Below are 15,408 nucleotides of genomic sequence, written 5' to 3'. Positions count from 1 at the left end.
ATGACGACGACCCTCGCCGACTGCCGCGCCCTCGACGCGCAAGACCCGCTGCGCGCCCTGCGCGACCAATTCACCCTGCCCGAGGGCGTGCTCTACCTCGACGGCAACTCGCTCGGCGTGCTGCCCAAGGCCGCGCCCGCGCGCATTGCCGAAGTGGTCGCCAAGGAATGGGGCGAAGGCCTGATCCGCTCGTGGAACACCGCGAGCTGGTTCGACCTGCCGCAGCGCCTGGGCGACAAGGTGGCCCGCCTGATCGGCGCCGCGCCCGGCGAAGTGGTGTGCACCGACAGCACCTCCGTCAATCTCTACAAGGTGCTGTTCGCCGCGCTCTCGCAGCAGAAGGCAAGCGGCCGCAAGCTGGTGGTGAGCGAGCGCAGCAACTTCCCCACCGACCTGTACATCGCCGAATCGCTGTGCCGTGAACGCGGCTTCACGCTGAAGCTCATCGATGCAGCCGAGCTGCCTGCTGCGCTGACCGACGAAGTCGCCGTGCTCATGCTCACGCACGTCAACTACCGCACCGGCGCCATGCACGACATGAAGGCCGTCACCGCCGCCGCGCACGCCGCGGGCGCGCTCACCGTGTGGGACCTGGCGCACAGCGCGGGCGCCGTGCCCGTCGCGCTCAACGACAGCGGCGCCGACTACGCCATCGGCTGCGGCTACAAGTACCTCAACGGCGGCCCCGGCGCGCCGGCCTTCGCCTGGGTGAACACCAAGCACGCAGGCCAGTTCGAGCAGCCGCTGTCCGGCTGGTGGGGCCATGCGGCGCCCTTCGAGTTCACGCCGCACTACCGCCCCGCGCCGGGCGTCGGCCGCTACCTGTGCGGCACGCAACCGGTCATCGCCTTGGCCGGGCTCGAATGCGGACTCGACACCGTGCTGGCCGCCGAAGCCTTCAACGGCACCGGCGGTGCGATGGCCGCGCTGCGCACCAAGTCGCTCGCGCTCACCGACCTGTTCATCCGCCTCGTCGAAGAACGCTGCGCCGGCCAGGGCCTGTCGCTCGTCACGCCGCGCGACCACGCACTGCGCGGCTCGCAGGTGTGCCTCAGCCGCGAGGAAGGCGCCTACGCCATCGTGCAGGCGCTGATCGCGCGCGGCGTGATCGGCGACTACCGCGCCGGCGATTCGCAGATGCCCGACATCCTGCGCTTCGGCTTCACGCCGCTGTATGTCGGCTTCGAGGATGTGTGGCACTCGGTCGAACACCTCGTGCAGGTGCTCGAGACCGGCGAGTGGCGACGCGCCGAATTCAACCGCAAGAACGCAGTGACATGAGCACCGACAACGACAACAAGACCCCCGAGTCCATCGTCCACGAAGAGAAGGCTCAGCTGGACTTCAGCAAGTCCATGAGCTATGGCGACTACCTGCACCTCGACGAGATCCTGAACGCGCAGCATCCGCTGTCGCCCGCGCACGACGAGATGCTGTTCATCGTGCAGCACCAGACCAGTGAGCTCTGGATGAAGCTCATGCTGCACGAGCTGCACGCCGCCGTGCAGTGCATCGCGCAAGAGCGCCTGCCTGACGCCTTCAAGATGCTCGCGCGCGTGAGCCGCATCATGGAACAGCTGGTGAGCGCATGGACCGTGCTCTCGACCATGACGCCGCCCGAATACACGGCGATGCGCCCCTACCTCGCCAACTCCAGCGGCTTCCAGAGCGCGCAGTACCGCTGCATCGAGTTCCTGCTCGGCAACAAGAACGCCGCCATGCTCAAGCCCCACGCGCACCGCGCTGACCTGCTCGCGCAGGTGGACGCAGCCTACCGCGCGCCCTCGCTGTACGACGAATCGCTGCGCCTGCTCGCACGCCACGGCCTGCCGGTGCCCGCCGACCGCCTGGAGCGCGACTGGACCCAGCCCTACGAATCGAGCGACGGCGTCGAAGCCGCCTGGCTCACGGTCTACCGCAACCCGCACGACCACTGGGACCTGTACCAGCTCGGCGAAAAACTCACCGACCTCGAAGACGCCTTCCGCCTCTGGCGCTTCCGCCACGTGACCACCGTGGAGCGCGTGATCGGCTTCAAGCGCGGCACCGGCGGCACGGGCGGCGTGAGCTACCTGCGCAAGATGCTCGACGTGGTGCTGTTCCCCGAGATCTGGAAGCTGCGCACCGATCTGTAGTGCGTCATGCAGGGGCTTGCAGCAGCCCCGGGCGAACGAGGGTTGCTCCCTCGGCGCAAAGCGCTACATTTTGGAGAACACGGAGGCTGCCGCCATGAACAACAACACCTCGTTCTCTGCCGAAGAGCTCTCCACCCTGCGCGAACATGGCGTCGTGCTGTTCGCCGAACGCGTGATCTTCGACGCGCAGCCGCCGATGCCGCAGCAGCAGATCGATGCGGTGCAGGCCCTGTGCGCCGGCCCGCTGCCCGAGGCGCTGGTCGCGCTGTGGCAGCACACGGCGGGCGGGCGCCTCGACTACGACCTCGCGCTGCCGATGAACGGCAATGTCGAAAGCGTCAGCTGGTCGGAACTGTTCTGGGACGGAAGCGACGGCTACCGCGACCTGCAGGGCTGGATCGAGCATGAGCAGGAACTCGCCGAGGAAGCGGCCGAAGACAGCGGCACGCCCTGGAGCGGCAAGCTCACGCATCTGCCCTTCGGCGGCTTCGAGTACTGCGACCGCGTCTACGCGGTGGTCGAGCCCGGCGCCGCGCACGGCCAGGTCATCGCGTGGAAGCAGGGCCTGCCGCCGGCCTGGACGCACGCGCTGCACGAAGACGGCCTGAGCCCCGTCGCGGCCGACCTGTATGGCGCCTTCGCGGCGCTGCATCTCGACGAAGACCCGCTGGCGCCGACGGGCGACTACTTCTCGGGGCAGGCGCTGCTCGCCTACCTCGACGATCGCCATGAAGGCTACGGGCTGGACCTCGACCTGATGGACAAGCTGGTCACCTTCTATTGCCGCGCCATCGTCGACTGGCGCACGCCGCTTGCAGACGGCACGCTGCGCCATCACCCGGCGCTCGCACGCGCGGCACTGCGCCACGCGATTGCCACCGACGACGCTGCGCTGGTCGCCGAACTTGCCGCCGCAGGCCTGAACTTCGAAGGGCCGCATGAAGGCAGTGCACTCGCCACCGACGTGGCCGTGGGACACAGCGCCTTCGCCGCCGCGGCAGCACTGGTGCGCGCAGGCGCGCCGGTGGCATCCGACGTGCTGCGCAACATCGACGGTCAGATCTCGCCCGAACTCACGAGCGCCCTGCTGGACAACGGCGCCGAGCCGACCGTGGCGGCCATCGTGAAATGCGCGGCCTGCGGTGCGCCCGCCAGCGCGCACCTGATCGCCGACGCCTGCACGCAGATCGGCATCGACGTGCCGCCGGCCTTCGTGGCGGATCGCGATGCGATGTTGGTCGAGCTGGAAACCACGCTCGCGCAGATGCGCGATGGGACGCATGGGCATTACCTGGGGCAGGAAGGTCTCGCGGAGCGCATCGAGCATCTGCAGACGTTCCGGCTCTGATTCTTTCAGGGCGACGCTCACGCCGACGGGGCACCTTGCTCCGCGAATGTCCCCCGGGCTTCGCCCTCCTCCTTGATTTCGCTGCGCAAGGCACCCCATCGGCGTGAGCGTTGGGCAGTGCAGTCGTTGATCGGCCAACACAACGACCGCGCCCATCGTGCCCAGGACACTGGGTGCTTCCCGCAGCGAAATCAAGGAGGAGGGGCGAAGCCCCGGGAGACATTCGCGGAGGGAAGTACCCGGTGGCCTGGGCACGCGCCCTGAATCAGCCGCCGTACAACCAGGGCTGATCGAGCAACCGGGAGCCCAGCAAGCGCATCGCCATGTCGCGCCCGAAGCGCACAGCACCCGTGGCATGAAAGATCTCGCCATTGCGACGCGCCCGCGCCTGCACCTGCGCATTGCGTTCCCAGCGCGCCTCGGCATAGCGCGCGAACGCAGCCGGCACACCCAGCGCCGAGGCATCGCCCAAGGCATCCGCCAACGCGACCGCATCTTCGATCGCCATGCCAGCGCCTTGAGCGAGGTACGGCACCATCGGATGCGCAGCATCGCCTACCAGCGCCACGCGCTCATGCGCCATGTCGCCAGGCCCGGCCACAGGCGCCCGGTCGCTCAGCGTCCACGCGCGCCAACTCGGCATCGCATCGAGCAATGACTGAAGGCTCGCGCAGCTGCGCCCCATCGCCTGCTTCAGCGCGACAAGGCTGCTGGCCTGATCCCAATCGCGCGCATCGCCGGCCGGTGCAGATTCGGCAATCACGACGACGTTGAGCGCATCCCCCGCGCGCACCGGGTACGCGACCGCATGCAAACGCGGCCCGAGCCACACATCCACACGCGAACGGCGCAGCGCCGCAGGCAGATCGGCCTGACGCACCAGCGCACGCCACGCCGTATGCCCGGTCACGCGCGGCGGCGCTTCAGCAGATTCGGATTCGAGCTGCGCCCGCACCAGGCTCCAGAGACCGTCAGCCCCCACCAGCGCCTCGCCCTCCCACGCGCGCGCGTCGGTGCTCGAGACGCAAACCAGGTCGTCGCTGGTCTCGACCTGACGGATGCGCGCGGCCGTGACCAGCGAGCCCGTGCCCTGCGCGCGCACGGCATCAAGCAGCAGCGTGTGCAGGTCGGCGCGGTGCACGCAGCAGTACGGCGCGCCGTAGCGCTGCTGCATGGCATCGCCCAGCGACATGCGGGCCAGTTCGGCGCCGCTTCCGGCACTGTGGACCACCAGCGCCTCCGGACGCGCCGCGATGGCCGCGAGACCGCGGCCGAGGTCGAGTTGTTGAAGGCGGCGGGTGGCGTTGGGGCCGAGCTGCACGCCGGCGCCGATTTCGCCGAAGTCGGCGGCCTGCTCGAAGACGTCGGCACGGTGGTGAGCACGGGACAGCGCCAGCGCCGTGGCCAGCCCTCCGATCCCGCCCCCGGCGACGAGGATGTGCGCGGGCATCGGACTCAGCGTCCGGTGCTGGGCGTGGTGGAAGTCAGCGCGGGGCTGCTGTGGCTGTCGGTCGGGTCGGCGCCAGCGGGTTTCTTGGGGGCACAGCTGCCGCAGCTGTCGCACGAGCCGCAGCCCGAGGTCTTGGCCAGCGAGGCGGCGAGTTGATCGGCGCGGGCCTGATCGATGAGGCCCGCGCGCTGCGTGCCGGCCGCGAACTTGCGCGCGGCGCCACGGCGCCAGCCGGCAGGCATCCAGCGCCAGACCGCGTAGAGCGCGGCGGCCGCGACGATCAATCCGACGATCAGTTGCTGTGTCATGTCTTCTTCAACCCTTTCCCTGTGGTTTTACCCCGCGCCGAAAGCGAGTGCAATGCGATAGGTCAAGAAGCATGCCACGTATGCCAGGGCGAATAAGTAGCCCGCCATGATCCACACGTATTTCCAGGAGCCGGTTTCGCGCTTGACGGCCGCCAGCGTCGAGATGCACTGCGGCGCGAACACGTACCAGACCAGCAGCGACAGCGCGGTCGCCAGCGACCAGCTGCCGGCGATGAGCGGCTCCAGCGCGCTGGCTACGTCGTCGCCGGTGGCCGAGAGCGCATACACCGTGCCCAGCGCGCCCACCGCGACTTCGCGTGCAGCCATGCCCGGCACCAGCGCGATCGAGATCTGCCAGTTGAAGCCGATGGGCGCGAAGATGTGCTCCAGCCCGCGGCCGATCATGCCGGCCAGGCTGTATTGAATGGCGGGGCCGGTCGCGCCTTCGGGCGGCGACGGGAAGGTCGACAGGAACCACAGCAGGATCGTGAGCGTGAGGATGATCGTGCCCACGCGCTGGATGAAGATCCAGGCCCGCTCATACAAACCCAGCAGCAGGTTGCGCGGGTTCGGCCAGCGGTAAGCCGGCAGTTCCATCAAGAGCGGCGAGTGCCGCGTGCTGTCGCGAAAGCGCTTCATCACCCAGGCCACGGCCATCGCCGAGACGATACCGAACACATACAGCGCGAACAGCACCACGCCCTGCAGGTTGAAGATGCCGCCCACCTCGCGCGCCGGAATGAAGGCTGCGATGAGCAGCGCATACACCGGCAGCCGCGCCGAGCAGGTCATGAGCGGCGCGATCATGATGGTCGTGATGCGGTCGCGCCAGTTGCTGATGGTGCGCGTGGCCATCACGCCCGGAATGGCGCAGGCAAAGCTCGACAGCAGCGGAATGAACGAGCGGCCCGACAGGCCCACGGTGCCCATCAGGCGGTCGAGCAGGAAGGCCGCGCGCGGCAGGTAGCCGGAATCTTCCAGCGCCAGGATGAACAGGAACAGGATCAGGATCTGCGGCAGGAACACGATCACGCCGCCCACGCCCGCGATCACGCCGTCGACCAGCAGGCTCTGCAGCATGCCCTCGGGCATGTGCGTCTTGATGAGGTTGCCCAGCCCTTCGGTGCCGGCCTTGATGGCGTCCATCGGCACGTTGGCCCAGCTGAACACGGCCTGGAACATCAGGAACATGGTGACGGCCAGCACCAGCATGCCCCACACCGGGTGCATCACGACGCGGTCGATGCGGTCGCTGGTGTCCAGGCTGCCCACGGGCTCCTTCACGGCCAGGCCGAGGATGCGGCGCACCTCGCGCTGCGTGGCGAGCACGTCGTCCAGCCCGGGCGCCTTCCAGGGCTGGGGCGCCGCGGCGGCGACCGGTGCGTCGAGCGCTTCGAGCAGGTTCTTCGCGCCGCCGGTGTGGACACCCACGGTCTCGATCACCGGCACACCGAGTTCGCGCGAGAGCACGGCGGTGTCGACCGCGATGCCCTGCTTCTTGGCCATGTCGGTCATGTTGAGCGCCACCACCATCGGCAGGCCCAACTGGCGGGCTTCGAGCACCAGCCGCAGGTTCAGGCGCAGGTTGGTGGCGTCGGTCACGCACACGAGCAGGTCGGGCAGCGCTTCCTGCGCCTGGCCGGTGACGATGTCGCGCGTGACGGCCTCGTCGGCGCTCAGGGCGTTCAGGCTGTAGGCGCCCGGCAGGTCGAGCACGAACACGCGGCGGCCGGTGGGCGTGCGCAGCGAGCCTTCCTTGCGCTCGACGGTCACGCCGGCGTAGTTGGCCACCTTCTGGCGGCTGCCTGTCAGCAGGTTGAAGAGCGCGGTCTTGCCGCAGTTCGGGTTGCCCAGCAGCGCGATGCGCGCGGGCTGCGCGGTGGCGCCGAGACGGCCCGGCCCCTGGATGACGGCTTCAACCATGGTTGGCGGCCCCCGGCGTGACGTGGATCAGCGCGGCCTCGTGGCGGCGCAGCGCGAAGGTGGTGTGGCCCAGGCGCACGGCCAGCGGCTCGCGGCCCGGAGTGCCGGTGGCGACGATGCGCACGGCCTCGCCCGGCACGAAGCCGATTTCGGTCAGGCGCAGCACCAGCTCGCGGTCGTCCGCGCTGTCGGGGCGGGCCACGTCGAGCACGGTGGCCCACTGATGGGACGGAAGCTGGTCGAGGCTCAGCGCGGTGGTGGTCGGCGCTGCGCCGAGGTCGTTGTTTCGCACGGTGGAGGTGCGCCCCCCGGAAACCCCGGGACACGCCAGTAAGCAAAAGCCAGATGCTAGCAATTCTCACTCGCGAAAACCTGACCAACCCCAAAAAGTCCCGGGTCAGCCGGAAATGAGCGCGCCCCCGGGGCCGGACTCAGTTCAGTCCGAGCATCCCGCGCAGCTTGGACAGGTCTTCGGCCAGGGTGTTGACTCGCCCGGCCAGCATCTTGCGGTCGCGCTCGGTGAGCTTCGAATAGGTCTCGAAGCCGCCATCGGCCGTGCGGTACTTGGCCAGCGTGTCGAACACCACCTTGAAGTTGGCGTCGGCCTTCTCGGCGAAGGGCTTGTCCTGCTTCACGACCAGCGGGCGCAGCAGCTCGACGATCTTGTAGGCGCCCTCGAAGTTCGACTGGAAGTCCCACAGGTCGGTGTGGCTGTAGCGGTTCTCCTCGCCGGAGATCTTGGTGGCGGCCACCTCTTCCATCAGCACGGCGGCGCCGCCCACGACCTTCTCGGGCGGGAAGGTCAGCGCGCCCAGGCGCTTTTGCAGCTCGAGCACGTCGGCCAGCAGCTTGTCGGCCACGGGGTTCAGGTCCTTGGTGCTCTTGAGCGTCCACAGGCTGTACTCGATGCGGTGGAAGCCGATGAAGGCCGGGTCTTTCTCGGCCTTCTCGTGGTCGTCCGCGCGCGAGTCGATCGACTGGTCGAGGTCGGTGAACAGCTCGGCCACGGGCTCCACGCGTTCGTAGCTGGTGCGCGTGGGCGCGTAGAGCTTCTTGGCCTTCTCGATGTCGCCGGCCTTCACGGCGGCGGTGAACACGCGCACGTCGGCGGCCAGCTTGCGCACGTTCTGCGTCACGTAGATCTTGTAGTCCGAGATCGGACCGACCAGCTCGAGCGGCGACACGGCGGCCTGCGCGCCGACGGCGTAGAGCCCGGCAAAGCCTGCGACGAAAACGGCGAGAAAGCGGCGGCGGAACTGCACGGTCATGGATCTCCTTGGATGCGGTGCGGTGGTGATGAAAAAGGGAGCGATCAGGCGGCCATCAGGCTGCGCCCGAGCCAGTCGTCGGCGCCCTGCACGCCGGGCAGCGTGAAGAAGAAACCGCCGCCGATGGGCTTGATGTATTCCTCGAGCGGCTCGCCGTCCAGGCGCGTCTGCACGGCGACAAAGCCCTTCTCGAGGTCGGCCTGGTAGCAGATGAACAGCAGGCCCATCTCGAGCTGGCCCGACTTGGTGACGCCGTTCGAATAGTTGAAAGGCCGGCGCAGCATCAGGTTGGCGTCCGAGGCCTTGGTGCGCGGGTTTGCCAGGCGGATGTGCGCGTCCATCGGCGTCGCCTTGCCTTCGGGGTCCTTGGTGTAGTCGGGCACGTCGTGCTCGGTCTTGCCGCCGTCCAGCGGCGCGCCGCTGGGCTTGAGGCGGCCCATGATGGCCTCCTGCTCCTGCAGCGGCGTGCGGTCCCAGCGCTCGACGAAGTTGCGGATGATGCGCACCGCCTGGTAGCTGCCGCCCACGGCCCAGGCGGGCTCGTCGCCGTTCTGCTGCACCCAGACGTGCTTGTTCATGAGCGTGTCGTCGGCCGAGTCGGGGTTGGCCGAGCCGTCGCGAAAACCGAGGAAGTTGCGCGCGCTCTCCGCGGGCTGGCCCGCCACCGCCGGGATCGGCGGCACGGAGCCTTCCTGCTTCCAGTGCAGCACCAGCAGGTCGGGCGTGTTCTTGATGATGTCGCGCAGCGCGTGGATGTTGGTGTCGGGCGTGTTGGCGCAGAACTGGATCGACAGGTCGCCGTGGCACAGCGCGGCGTCGAGCGCGTCGTTCGGATGGCGCTGCATCGGCTTCAGGCGCAGCGGCTTTTTCTTGACGAGGCCGAAGCGCTCGTCGAACAGCGATGCGCCGACCGACACGGTCACGGTGAGCCCGTCGGGCTGCACCACCGGGCCGAGGATGCCGGAGCCCGCGGGCGGCAGCTTGGGGTCGGGGTCGGTCTGCGGGCCGCCCTGCGTGAGGAAGGCGATGCGCTCGGTGAGCGTGCGCATCAGCCGCTCCAGGTCGGCGCGGTTCTCGGCCAGCACGTAGAACGAGGCGATCATGCCGGCCGTGGGGCGCGGCGTGACGACGCCCGCCTGGTGCTTGCCGCGGAAGGGCACGCGGTCTTGCGTGTGGGTGCTCTGCGGCGCGTCGGTGACCTGCGCGCCGGTGTCGGGCGATCCTGGTGCGGCAGCGCCTGCGCGCGCGGACGCGGCGAGCCCGGCAAAGGCCACGCCTGCGGCGCCGAGCATGCGGCGGCGGTGCGGCGAGGCAGGAGCGGTGTCGTTCTTGTTCGTCGGTTCCATGGGGTCGTCGTTCTCTCTCAACTCATTCCAGACCGAGCGCGGCGTTCACCTTGCCCAGTTCCTCGGCCAGCGCGCGCACCGGCACGGCCAGCGCCTGGCGCTGTGTCTCGTCCAGCGGCGCGGGCTGGAAGCCTTCGCCGGCGCGGTACGGCGCCAATGCTGCGTCGAAGGCCGCAAAGCGCTCGTCCACGGCCTTCTGCTGCGCGGGCGCGGCCTTCACGAGCAGCGGCTGCAGCAGGTCGGCGATCTTCTTGGTGCCTTCGAAGCTGCCCTGCAGGTTCACCAGCTCGGCGTGGCCGTAGTGGTCTTCGCCGCCGGCCGGCAGGTTGTCGGCCACGCGGCGCAACAGCTTCGAGGCGGCGCTGGCGAGCCGCTCGGGCGGCACGCTCAACTCGCGCAGGCGCGCCTGCAGCGTCTCGGTGTCGGCCAGCAACTGGTCGAGGACCGGTGCCAGCGCCTTCGCGTCGCCCTGGCCGTACAGCGCGTACTCGATGCGATGGAAACCGCTGAAGCCCGGGTCGGCCTCGCGCTTCTCGAAGTAGTCGGCACGGGCGTTGATGCGCGCGTCGAGGTCGGCGAACAGCTCGGCCATCGGCTCGATGCGCTTGTAGGCCTGGTGGGCCGGCGCGTAGAGCGTGCGTGCCTGCGCCAGGTCGCCGGCCTTGACGGCATCGGCCAGCGCGCGCACCGCATCGTCGAGCGTGGAGGCTTCCAGCCGCAGGAACACCTGGTACTCGGCCAACGCGCCCACGTAGTTGACGAGCGACGGCCGCGCCTCTTCGGCCAGCGACGCCGCCGACGGCGTGACGTGCAGCTTGCCGCGCGGGTTGCTCAGCAGGCCGCAGGTGATGGCGAAATCACCCGGCGAGAGCTTGACCGTCATGGTCTGCGAAAAGCCGGGCGCGATGTTCTCGCGCTCTTCGACCACCATCACGCCGTCGAGAATTTCCCACTCCAGCGCGCGGTTCGACTGGTTGACGATGGTGAAGGTCGTGCGGCCCGCGGGCACGGTGATCTCGTTCGGGTCGCAGGCGTTGCCGCGGATCGTGACGGTGACGGCATGGTCGGTCGCCTTGGGCGGCGCCTTGCGCGCCTGGTTCGAGGCGTACCAGAAGGCCGCGAGGCCGGCGACGACCAGCAGCGCCGAGGCGCCCACGGCGACGCGCATGAGCGTCGATGACGAAGAGGGGGAAGAAGAAGACATCGGGAAAAAAGATCAGCCGGCAGTCGCCGTGCGCGGCGCCGCAGCAGTGGCCGGGCGCAGGAAGAAGAACAGGGTCACGGCCAGGAAGGCCAGGTAGACGATCACCTCGCCCACCACGGGCGCGGCCTGGTAGCCCAGCAGGCCCGACAGCACGGCGCCCACGGGGCTGTCCATCGGCAGGGTTTCGCTCATGTCGAACACCACGGTCTGCAACTGGTTCCACACGCCGGCCTCGTGCAGCTTGCGCAGCACGCCCGCCAGCAGCCCGGCCGCGACCAGCAGGATGAACAGGCCCGTGAAGCGGAAGAAGCGCCGCAGGTCGAGCCGCACGCCGCCCGAGTAGATGCCCCATCCGACCACCACCGACACGGCGATGCCCGCGAGCGCGCCCACGGGCGCTTCCCAGCCGGTGCTCTGCTGGAACACGGCCAGCAGGAAGAAGACCGACTCCAGCCCCTCGCGCGCAACCGCGAGAAACACCATGCCGATCAGCGCCCAGCCCTGCCCGTCGGCATGCTGCGCCAGCGCCTTGTCGATCGACGCGTGCAACTCGCCCTTGATGGAGCGGGCGGCCTTGCGCATCCAGAACACCATCGTGGTCAGCATGACCACGGCGATGAGCCCGACCACGCCCTCGAACAGCTCCTGCTGCTTCTGCGGAAACTCGGCCGCCAGCAGTTGCAGGCCGGCGCCGGCAAACAGCGACAGCGCGGTGGCCAGCAGCACGCCGACCCACACCGCGGGCATCAGCACGCCGCGACCGCTTTGTTTCAGGTAACTGGCAACGATGCCGACGATCAGCGCGGCTTCGATGCCTTCGCGCAGCATGATGAGAAAGGGAATGAGCATCTCGGAACAGAAGAGCGTTCTTTGAAAATGCCCCGATGTGGTGCATTTTTCATAGAACGGCCCGAGGATACCCCATCAAATAAGATTTATTCTCAATTAGGGGTATTCGACCCCGCCCCGCTCACAAGGGCAGTTCGACGATGCGCGCGCTGACGGCGTCGCCGTCGACGATCAGCTCGGCCACGGCGATAGGCAGCTTGAATCGGCGCGGGCCGGCGCTGCCCGGGTTGACGTAGAGCACGCCGTTGCGTTCTTCGACCTTGGGTTGGTGCGAATGGCCGGAGATCACGACACGCACGCCGGCACCGGCGGGGTCGATGTCGATCTGAGAAAGGTCGTGGATCGCGTAGACATGCACGTCGCCGACCTTCAGGAATGCCGTCTCTGGAATGGCCCCGGCCCAGGCCTCGCGGTCGTTGTTGCCACGCACCACCGTCAGCGGTGCGATCGCCGCGAGTGCGTCGAGGATGCCGGCGTCGCCGATGTCCCCGCCGTGCACGATGAAGTCGCTGCCCTGCAAGGCCGCCACGGCCTGCGGGCGCAGCAGGCCGTGGGTGTCGGAGATGAGCCCGACGCGGATCAAGCCCGACCCGTCAGGCCGCCAGCAGCTGCCGCAGCACGAACGGCAGGATGCCACCGTGCTTGTAGTAGTCGACCTCGATCGGCGTGTCGATGCGCAGGCGCACCGTCACCTCCTGGTGCGTGCCGTCGGCGCGGTGCACCACCAGCTTCACGTCCATCTGCGGCTTGAGTTCGCCGCCGATCACGACGTCGATCTTTTCCTCGCCCGTGAGGCCCAGCGTCTGCCACGAGTCGGCGCCGCGGAACTGCAGCGGCAGCACGCCCATGCCGACCAGGTTGGCGCGGTGGATGCGCTCGAAGCTGCGCGCCACCACGGCCTTGATGCCCAGCAGCTGCGTGCCCTTGGCGGCCCAGTCGCGCGACGAACCGGTGCCGTACTCCTCGCCGCCGAACACGATGGTGGGCGTGCCCGCTGCCATGTACTTCATGGCGGCGTCGTAGATGAACATCTTTTCGCCGCCCGGCTGGAACAGCGTGACGCCGCCCTCTTCCTGCGTGCCGTTGGCGTCCGGCGGAATCATCAGGTTCTTGATGCGCACGTTGGCGAAGGTGCCGCGCACCATCACGTCGTGGTTGCCGCGGCGCGAGCCGTAGCTGTTGAAGTCGGCCTTGGGCACGCCGTGCGCCTTGAGCCAGATGCCCGCGGGCGAGCTTTCCTTGATGGAGCCGGCCGGCGAGATGTGGTCGGTGGTGATCGAGTCGCCGAACAGCGCCATGACGCGCGCGCCCTGGATGCCCGCGTCCGACGCGTGCGGCTGCATCTGGAAGCCCTCGAAGAACGGCGGCTCGGCGATGTAGGTCGAGGTGGGCCAGTCGTAGACCTGGCCGGTCGTGCCCTTGATGCTCGTCCAGAACTTGCCCGGATCGCTCTTGACCTTCTCGTAGTTCGCGCGGAACGACTTGGCGTTCATCGCGAAGCGCAGGTTGTCGTCGATCTCCTTCGGCGTGGGCCAGATGTCGCCCAGGTACACGTCCTTGCCGCCCTTGCCCTTGCCCTTGCCCACGGGCTGGGTCATGAGGTCGGTCATCACGTTGCCCGCGATGGCGAAGGCCACCACCAGCGGCGGCGAGGCCAGGAAGTTGGCCTTCAGGTTCGGGTGGATGCGCGCCTCGAAGTTGCGGTTGCCCGAGAGCACGGCCGCGCCGATGAGGTCGTTCTTGGTGATGGCTTCGTTGATCTCGGGCGTGAGGTCGCCGGCATTGCCGATGCAGGTGGTGCAGCCGTAGCCCGCGAGGTAGAAGCCCAGCTTCTCCAGGTACGGCAGCAGGCCCGCCTTCTCGAGGTATTCGGTGACGATGCGCGAGCCGGGGGCCAGCGAGGTCTTGATGTGCGGCTGCACCTTCAGGCCCGCTTCCACCGCCTTCTTGGCCAGGATGCCGGCCGCGAGCATCACGCTCGGGTTGGAGGTGTTGGTGCACGAGGTGATGGCCGCAATGAGCACGTCGCCGTTGCCGATGGTGACGTCACCCTTGGGCGCCGACGGCGCCGTGGCGCTGGTGTGGGCCGCGGCCTTGGTCGAGCGGTTGGCCACCATCTCGATGACCGGGCGCGGCGAGCCGGGCGGCGGCGGGGGCACTTCGGTGTCGCCGCTCTGGCCTTCGCGCGTCAGCGCGTAGCGCTGCTTGAGCTTGTCGGCCGGCTGGTTGAAGCCGTTGGCGTCGTTGGGCTTGCTGTACAGCTCGGCGAACTTGGTCGACAGGTCGCCCAGGTTGATGCGGTCCTGCGGGCGCTTGGGGCCGGCCAGGCTGGGCGAGACGGTGCCCAGGTCGAGCTTGACGACCTTGGTGTAGTCGATGTCGCCCGGCGCGGGCATGCCGAACAGGCCCTGCGCCTTGTAGTAAGCGGCGAAGCGCTCCACTTCTTCCTTGGTGCGGCCCGTGCCTTCGAAGTACGCCACGGTCATCTCGTCGACCGGGAAGAAGCCCATGGTGGCGCCGTACTCGGGCGCCATGTTGCCGATGGTGGCGCGGTCGGGCACGGCGATGGACGCGGCACCGGGGCCGAAGAACTCGACGAACTTGCCCACCACCTTTTCGGCGCGCAGGATCGAGGTGACGTACAGCACCAGGTCGGTGGCCGTGACGCCTTCGCGCAGCTTGCCGGTGAGCTCGAAGCCCACCACGTCGGGCGTGAGCATGTAGACCGGCTGGCCCAGCATGGCGGCCTCGGCCTCGATGCCGCCCACGCCCCAGCCGACCACGCCGATGCCGTTGATCATGGTGGTGTGGCTGTCGGTGCCCACCAGCGAGTCGGGGTAGTACACGGGCGTGTCGCTCTTGTCGGCCGGGCTCTTGTAGACGCCGCGCGCAAAGTACTCGAGGTTGACCTGGTGCACGATGCCGAAGCCCGGCGGCACGACGCCGAAGGTGTCGAAGGCCTGCATGCCCCACTTCATGAACTGGTAGCGCTCGTTGTTGCGCTGGAACTCCAGCTTCATGTTCAGGTCGAGCGCCTTGGGCGTGCCGTAGTAGTCGACCATCACCGAGTGGTCGACCACCAGGTCGACGGGCACCAGCGGCTCGATGGTCTTGGGCGACTTGTTCAGCTTGGCGGCCACGCTGCGCATGGCGGCCAGGTCGGCCAGCAGCGGCACGCCGGTGAAGTCCTGCAGCACCACGCGGGTGACGACAAAGGGAATTTCGTCGGTGCGCTCGGCGTTGGGCGCCCAGTGGGCCAGCTCCTCGACGTGCTTGGCCGACACCTTCTGGCCGTCGCAGTTGCGCAGCACCGACTCGAGCACGATGCGGATCGACACCGGCAGGCGCTCCACGGACGGGTACTGCTTGGCCAGTTCCTTCAGCGACCAGTACTTGCCGGACTTGCCCGACGCGGTCTTGAAGGTCTTGAGGGTGGACGCAAACGCGTGCGCCGGGGCTTTGGCCATGAGAAGACTCCTGTGTGTTCGTGGAAGCCTCTCAAGGATAGCGAGGTTCGATGTCAGTGGCTGTAGTCGGTCTTCCTTGTCGGGCTCTTCCGGAACTATCGTTCTCATAG

13 protein-coding genes are annotated in these 15,408 nt (G+C 68.4%); 3 read left to right on the top strand and 10 right to left on the bottom strand.

Features of this window, described 5'->3' with window-relative positions; all coding sequences use genetic code 11:
* The 3 genes from kynU to AC1RLW_RS13415 all read left to right on the top strand — a co-directional run bounded on the left by kynU (position 1) and on the right by AC1RLW_RS13415 (position 3,483).
* Entirely contained in the window at positions 1–1,281 is a 1,281-nt protein-coding gene (gene kynU, locus AC1RLW_RS13425; protein WP_493193424.1) for a kynureninase, read from the top strand.
* Positions 1,278–2,135, top strand: coding sequence for a tryptophan 2,3-dioxygenase (kynA, locus tag AC1RLW_RS13420; protein WP_369629777.1), 858 nt, complete (start codon positions 1,278–1,280; stop codon positions 2,133–2,135). The genes kynU and kynA overlap by 4 nt, the downstream gene beginning before the upstream one ends.
* Before the next feature lie 94 nt (positions 2,136–2,229).
* Positions 2,230–3,483: an SMI1/KNR4 family protein gene (locus AC1RLW_RS13415; protein ID WP_493193423.1), complete on the top strand. Its 1,254-nt coding sequence runs from the start codon at positions 2,230–2,232 to the stop codon at positions 3,481–3,483.
* A gap of 265 nt (positions 3,484–3,748) precedes the next feature.
* On the opposite strand, the gene AC1RLW_RS13410 is transcribed toward AC1RLW_RS13415, so the two are convergent.
* From AC1RLW_RS13410 to AC1RLW_RS13365, 10 genes are all read right to left on the bottom strand, one after another.
* Complete coding sequence (locus AC1RLW_RS13410; RefSeq protein WP_493193422.1) at positions 3,749–4,933, bottom strand: FAD-dependent monooxygenase; 1,185 nt, start codon at positions 4,931–4,933, stop codon at positions 3,749–3,751.
* 5 nt (positions 4,934–4,938) lie between these two features.
* Entirely contained in the window at positions 4,939–5,241 is a 303-nt protein-coding gene (locus AC1RLW_RS13405) for a DUF6587 family protein (protein WP_493193421.1), read from the bottom strand.
* 27 nt (positions 5,242–5,268) lie between these two features.
* Positions 5,269–7,164 (bottom strand): ferrous iron transport protein B, encoded by a 1,896-nt coding sequence (feoB, locus tag AC1RLW_RS13400; protein WP_493193420.1) that lies wholly within the window; start codon positions 7,162–7,164, stop codon positions 5,269–5,271.
* Positions 7,157–7,456, bottom strand: coding sequence for a FeoA family protein (locus tag AC1RLW_RS13395; RefSeq protein ID WP_070062301.1), 300 nt, complete (start codon positions 7,454–7,456; stop codon positions 7,157–7,159). The genes feoB and AC1RLW_RS13395 overlap by 8 nt, the downstream gene beginning before the upstream one ends.
* Positions 7,457–7,595: 139 nt before the next feature.
* Positions 7,596–8,432 (bottom strand): iron uptake system protein EfeO, encoded by an 837-nt coding sequence (efeO, locus tag AC1RLW_RS13390; protein WP_493193419.1) that lies wholly within the window; start codon positions 8,430–8,432, stop codon positions 7,596–7,598.
* 44 nt (positions 8,433–8,476) lie between these two features.
* The gene (gene efeB, locus AC1RLW_RS13385) at positions 8,477–9,778 is read right to left on the bottom strand and encodes an iron uptake transporter deferrochelatase/peroxidase subunit (protein WP_493193418.1); all 1,302 of its coding nucleotides are present in this window, start codon (positions 9,776–9,778) and stop codon (positions 8,477–8,479) included.
* 22 nt (positions 9,779–9,800) lie between these two features.
* Positions 9,801–10,982: an iron uptake system protein EfeO gene (gene efeO / locus AC1RLW_RS13380; RefSeq protein ID WP_493193416.1), complete on the bottom strand. Its 1,182-nt coding sequence runs from the start codon at positions 10,980–10,982 to the stop codon at positions 9,801–9,803.
* Between the two features lie 12 nt (positions 10,983–10,994).
* Complete coding sequence (gene efeU / locus AC1RLW_RS13375; protein WP_493193415.1) at positions 10,995–11,831, bottom strand: iron uptake transporter permease EfeU; 837 nt, start codon at positions 11,829–11,831, stop codon at positions 10,995–10,997.
* Positions 11,832–11,952: 121 nt separating this feature from the next.
* Positions 11,953–12,414: a metallophosphoesterase family protein gene (locus AC1RLW_RS13370; RefSeq protein WP_493193414.1), complete on the bottom strand. Its 462-nt coding sequence runs from the start codon at positions 12,412–12,414 to the stop codon at positions 11,953–11,955.
* 10 nt (positions 12,415–12,424) lie between these two features.
* Complete coding sequence (locus tag AC1RLW_RS13365; protein WP_493193412.1) at positions 12,425–15,298, bottom strand: aconitate hydratase; 2,874 nt, start codon at positions 15,296–15,298, stop codon at positions 12,425–12,427.
* Positions 15,299–15,408 lie beyond the last annotated feature (110 nt).

The sequence above is a fragment of the Variovorax sp. GW822-FHT04A09 genome (genome assembly GCF_058801005.1).
This window is presented reverse-complemented; position numbering and strand designations above follow the sequence as displayed.

Coding starts and splice junctions, on each gene's coding strand:
- kynU (WP_493193424.1), top strand. CDS start 1: ATGACGACGACCCTCGCCGACTGCCGCGCCCTCGACGCGCAAGACCCG.
- kynA (WP_369629777.1), top strand. CDS start 1,278: ATGAGCACCGACAACGACAACAAGACCCCCGAGTCCATCGTCCACGAA.
- AC1RLW_RS13415 (WP_493193423.1), top strand. CDS start 2,230: ATGAACAACAACACCTCGTTCTCTGCCGAAGAGCTCTCCACCCTGCGC.
- AC1RLW_RS13410 (WP_493193422.1), bottom strand. CDS start 4,933: ATGCCCGCGCACATCCTCGTCGCCGGGGGCGGGATCGGAGGGCTGGCC.
- AC1RLW_RS13405 (WP_493193421.1), bottom strand. CDS start 5,241: ATGACACAGCAACTGATCGTCGGATTGATCGTCGCGGCCGCCGCGCTC.
- feoB (WP_493193420.1), bottom strand. CDS start 7,164: ATGGTTGAAGCCGTCATCCAGGGGCCGGGCCGTCTCGGCGCCACCGCG.
- efeO (WP_493193419.1), bottom strand. CDS start 8,432: ATGACCGTGCAGTTCCGCCGCCGCTTTCTCGCCGTTTTCGTCGCAGGC.
- efeB (WP_493193418.1), bottom strand. CDS start 9,778: ATGGAACCGACGAACAAGAACGACACCGCTCCTGCCTCGCCGCACCGC.
- efeO (WP_493193416.1), bottom strand. CDS start 10,982: ATGTCTTCTTCTTCCCCCTCTTCGTCATCGACGCTCATGCGCGTCGCC.
- efeU (WP_493193415.1), bottom strand. CDS start 11,831: ATGCTCATTCCCTTTCTCATCATGCTGCGCGAAGGCATCGAAGCCGCG.
- AC1RLW_RS13365 (WP_493193412.1), bottom strand. CDS start 15,298: ATGGCCAAAGCCCCGGCGCACGCGTTTGCGTCCACCCTCAAGACCTTC.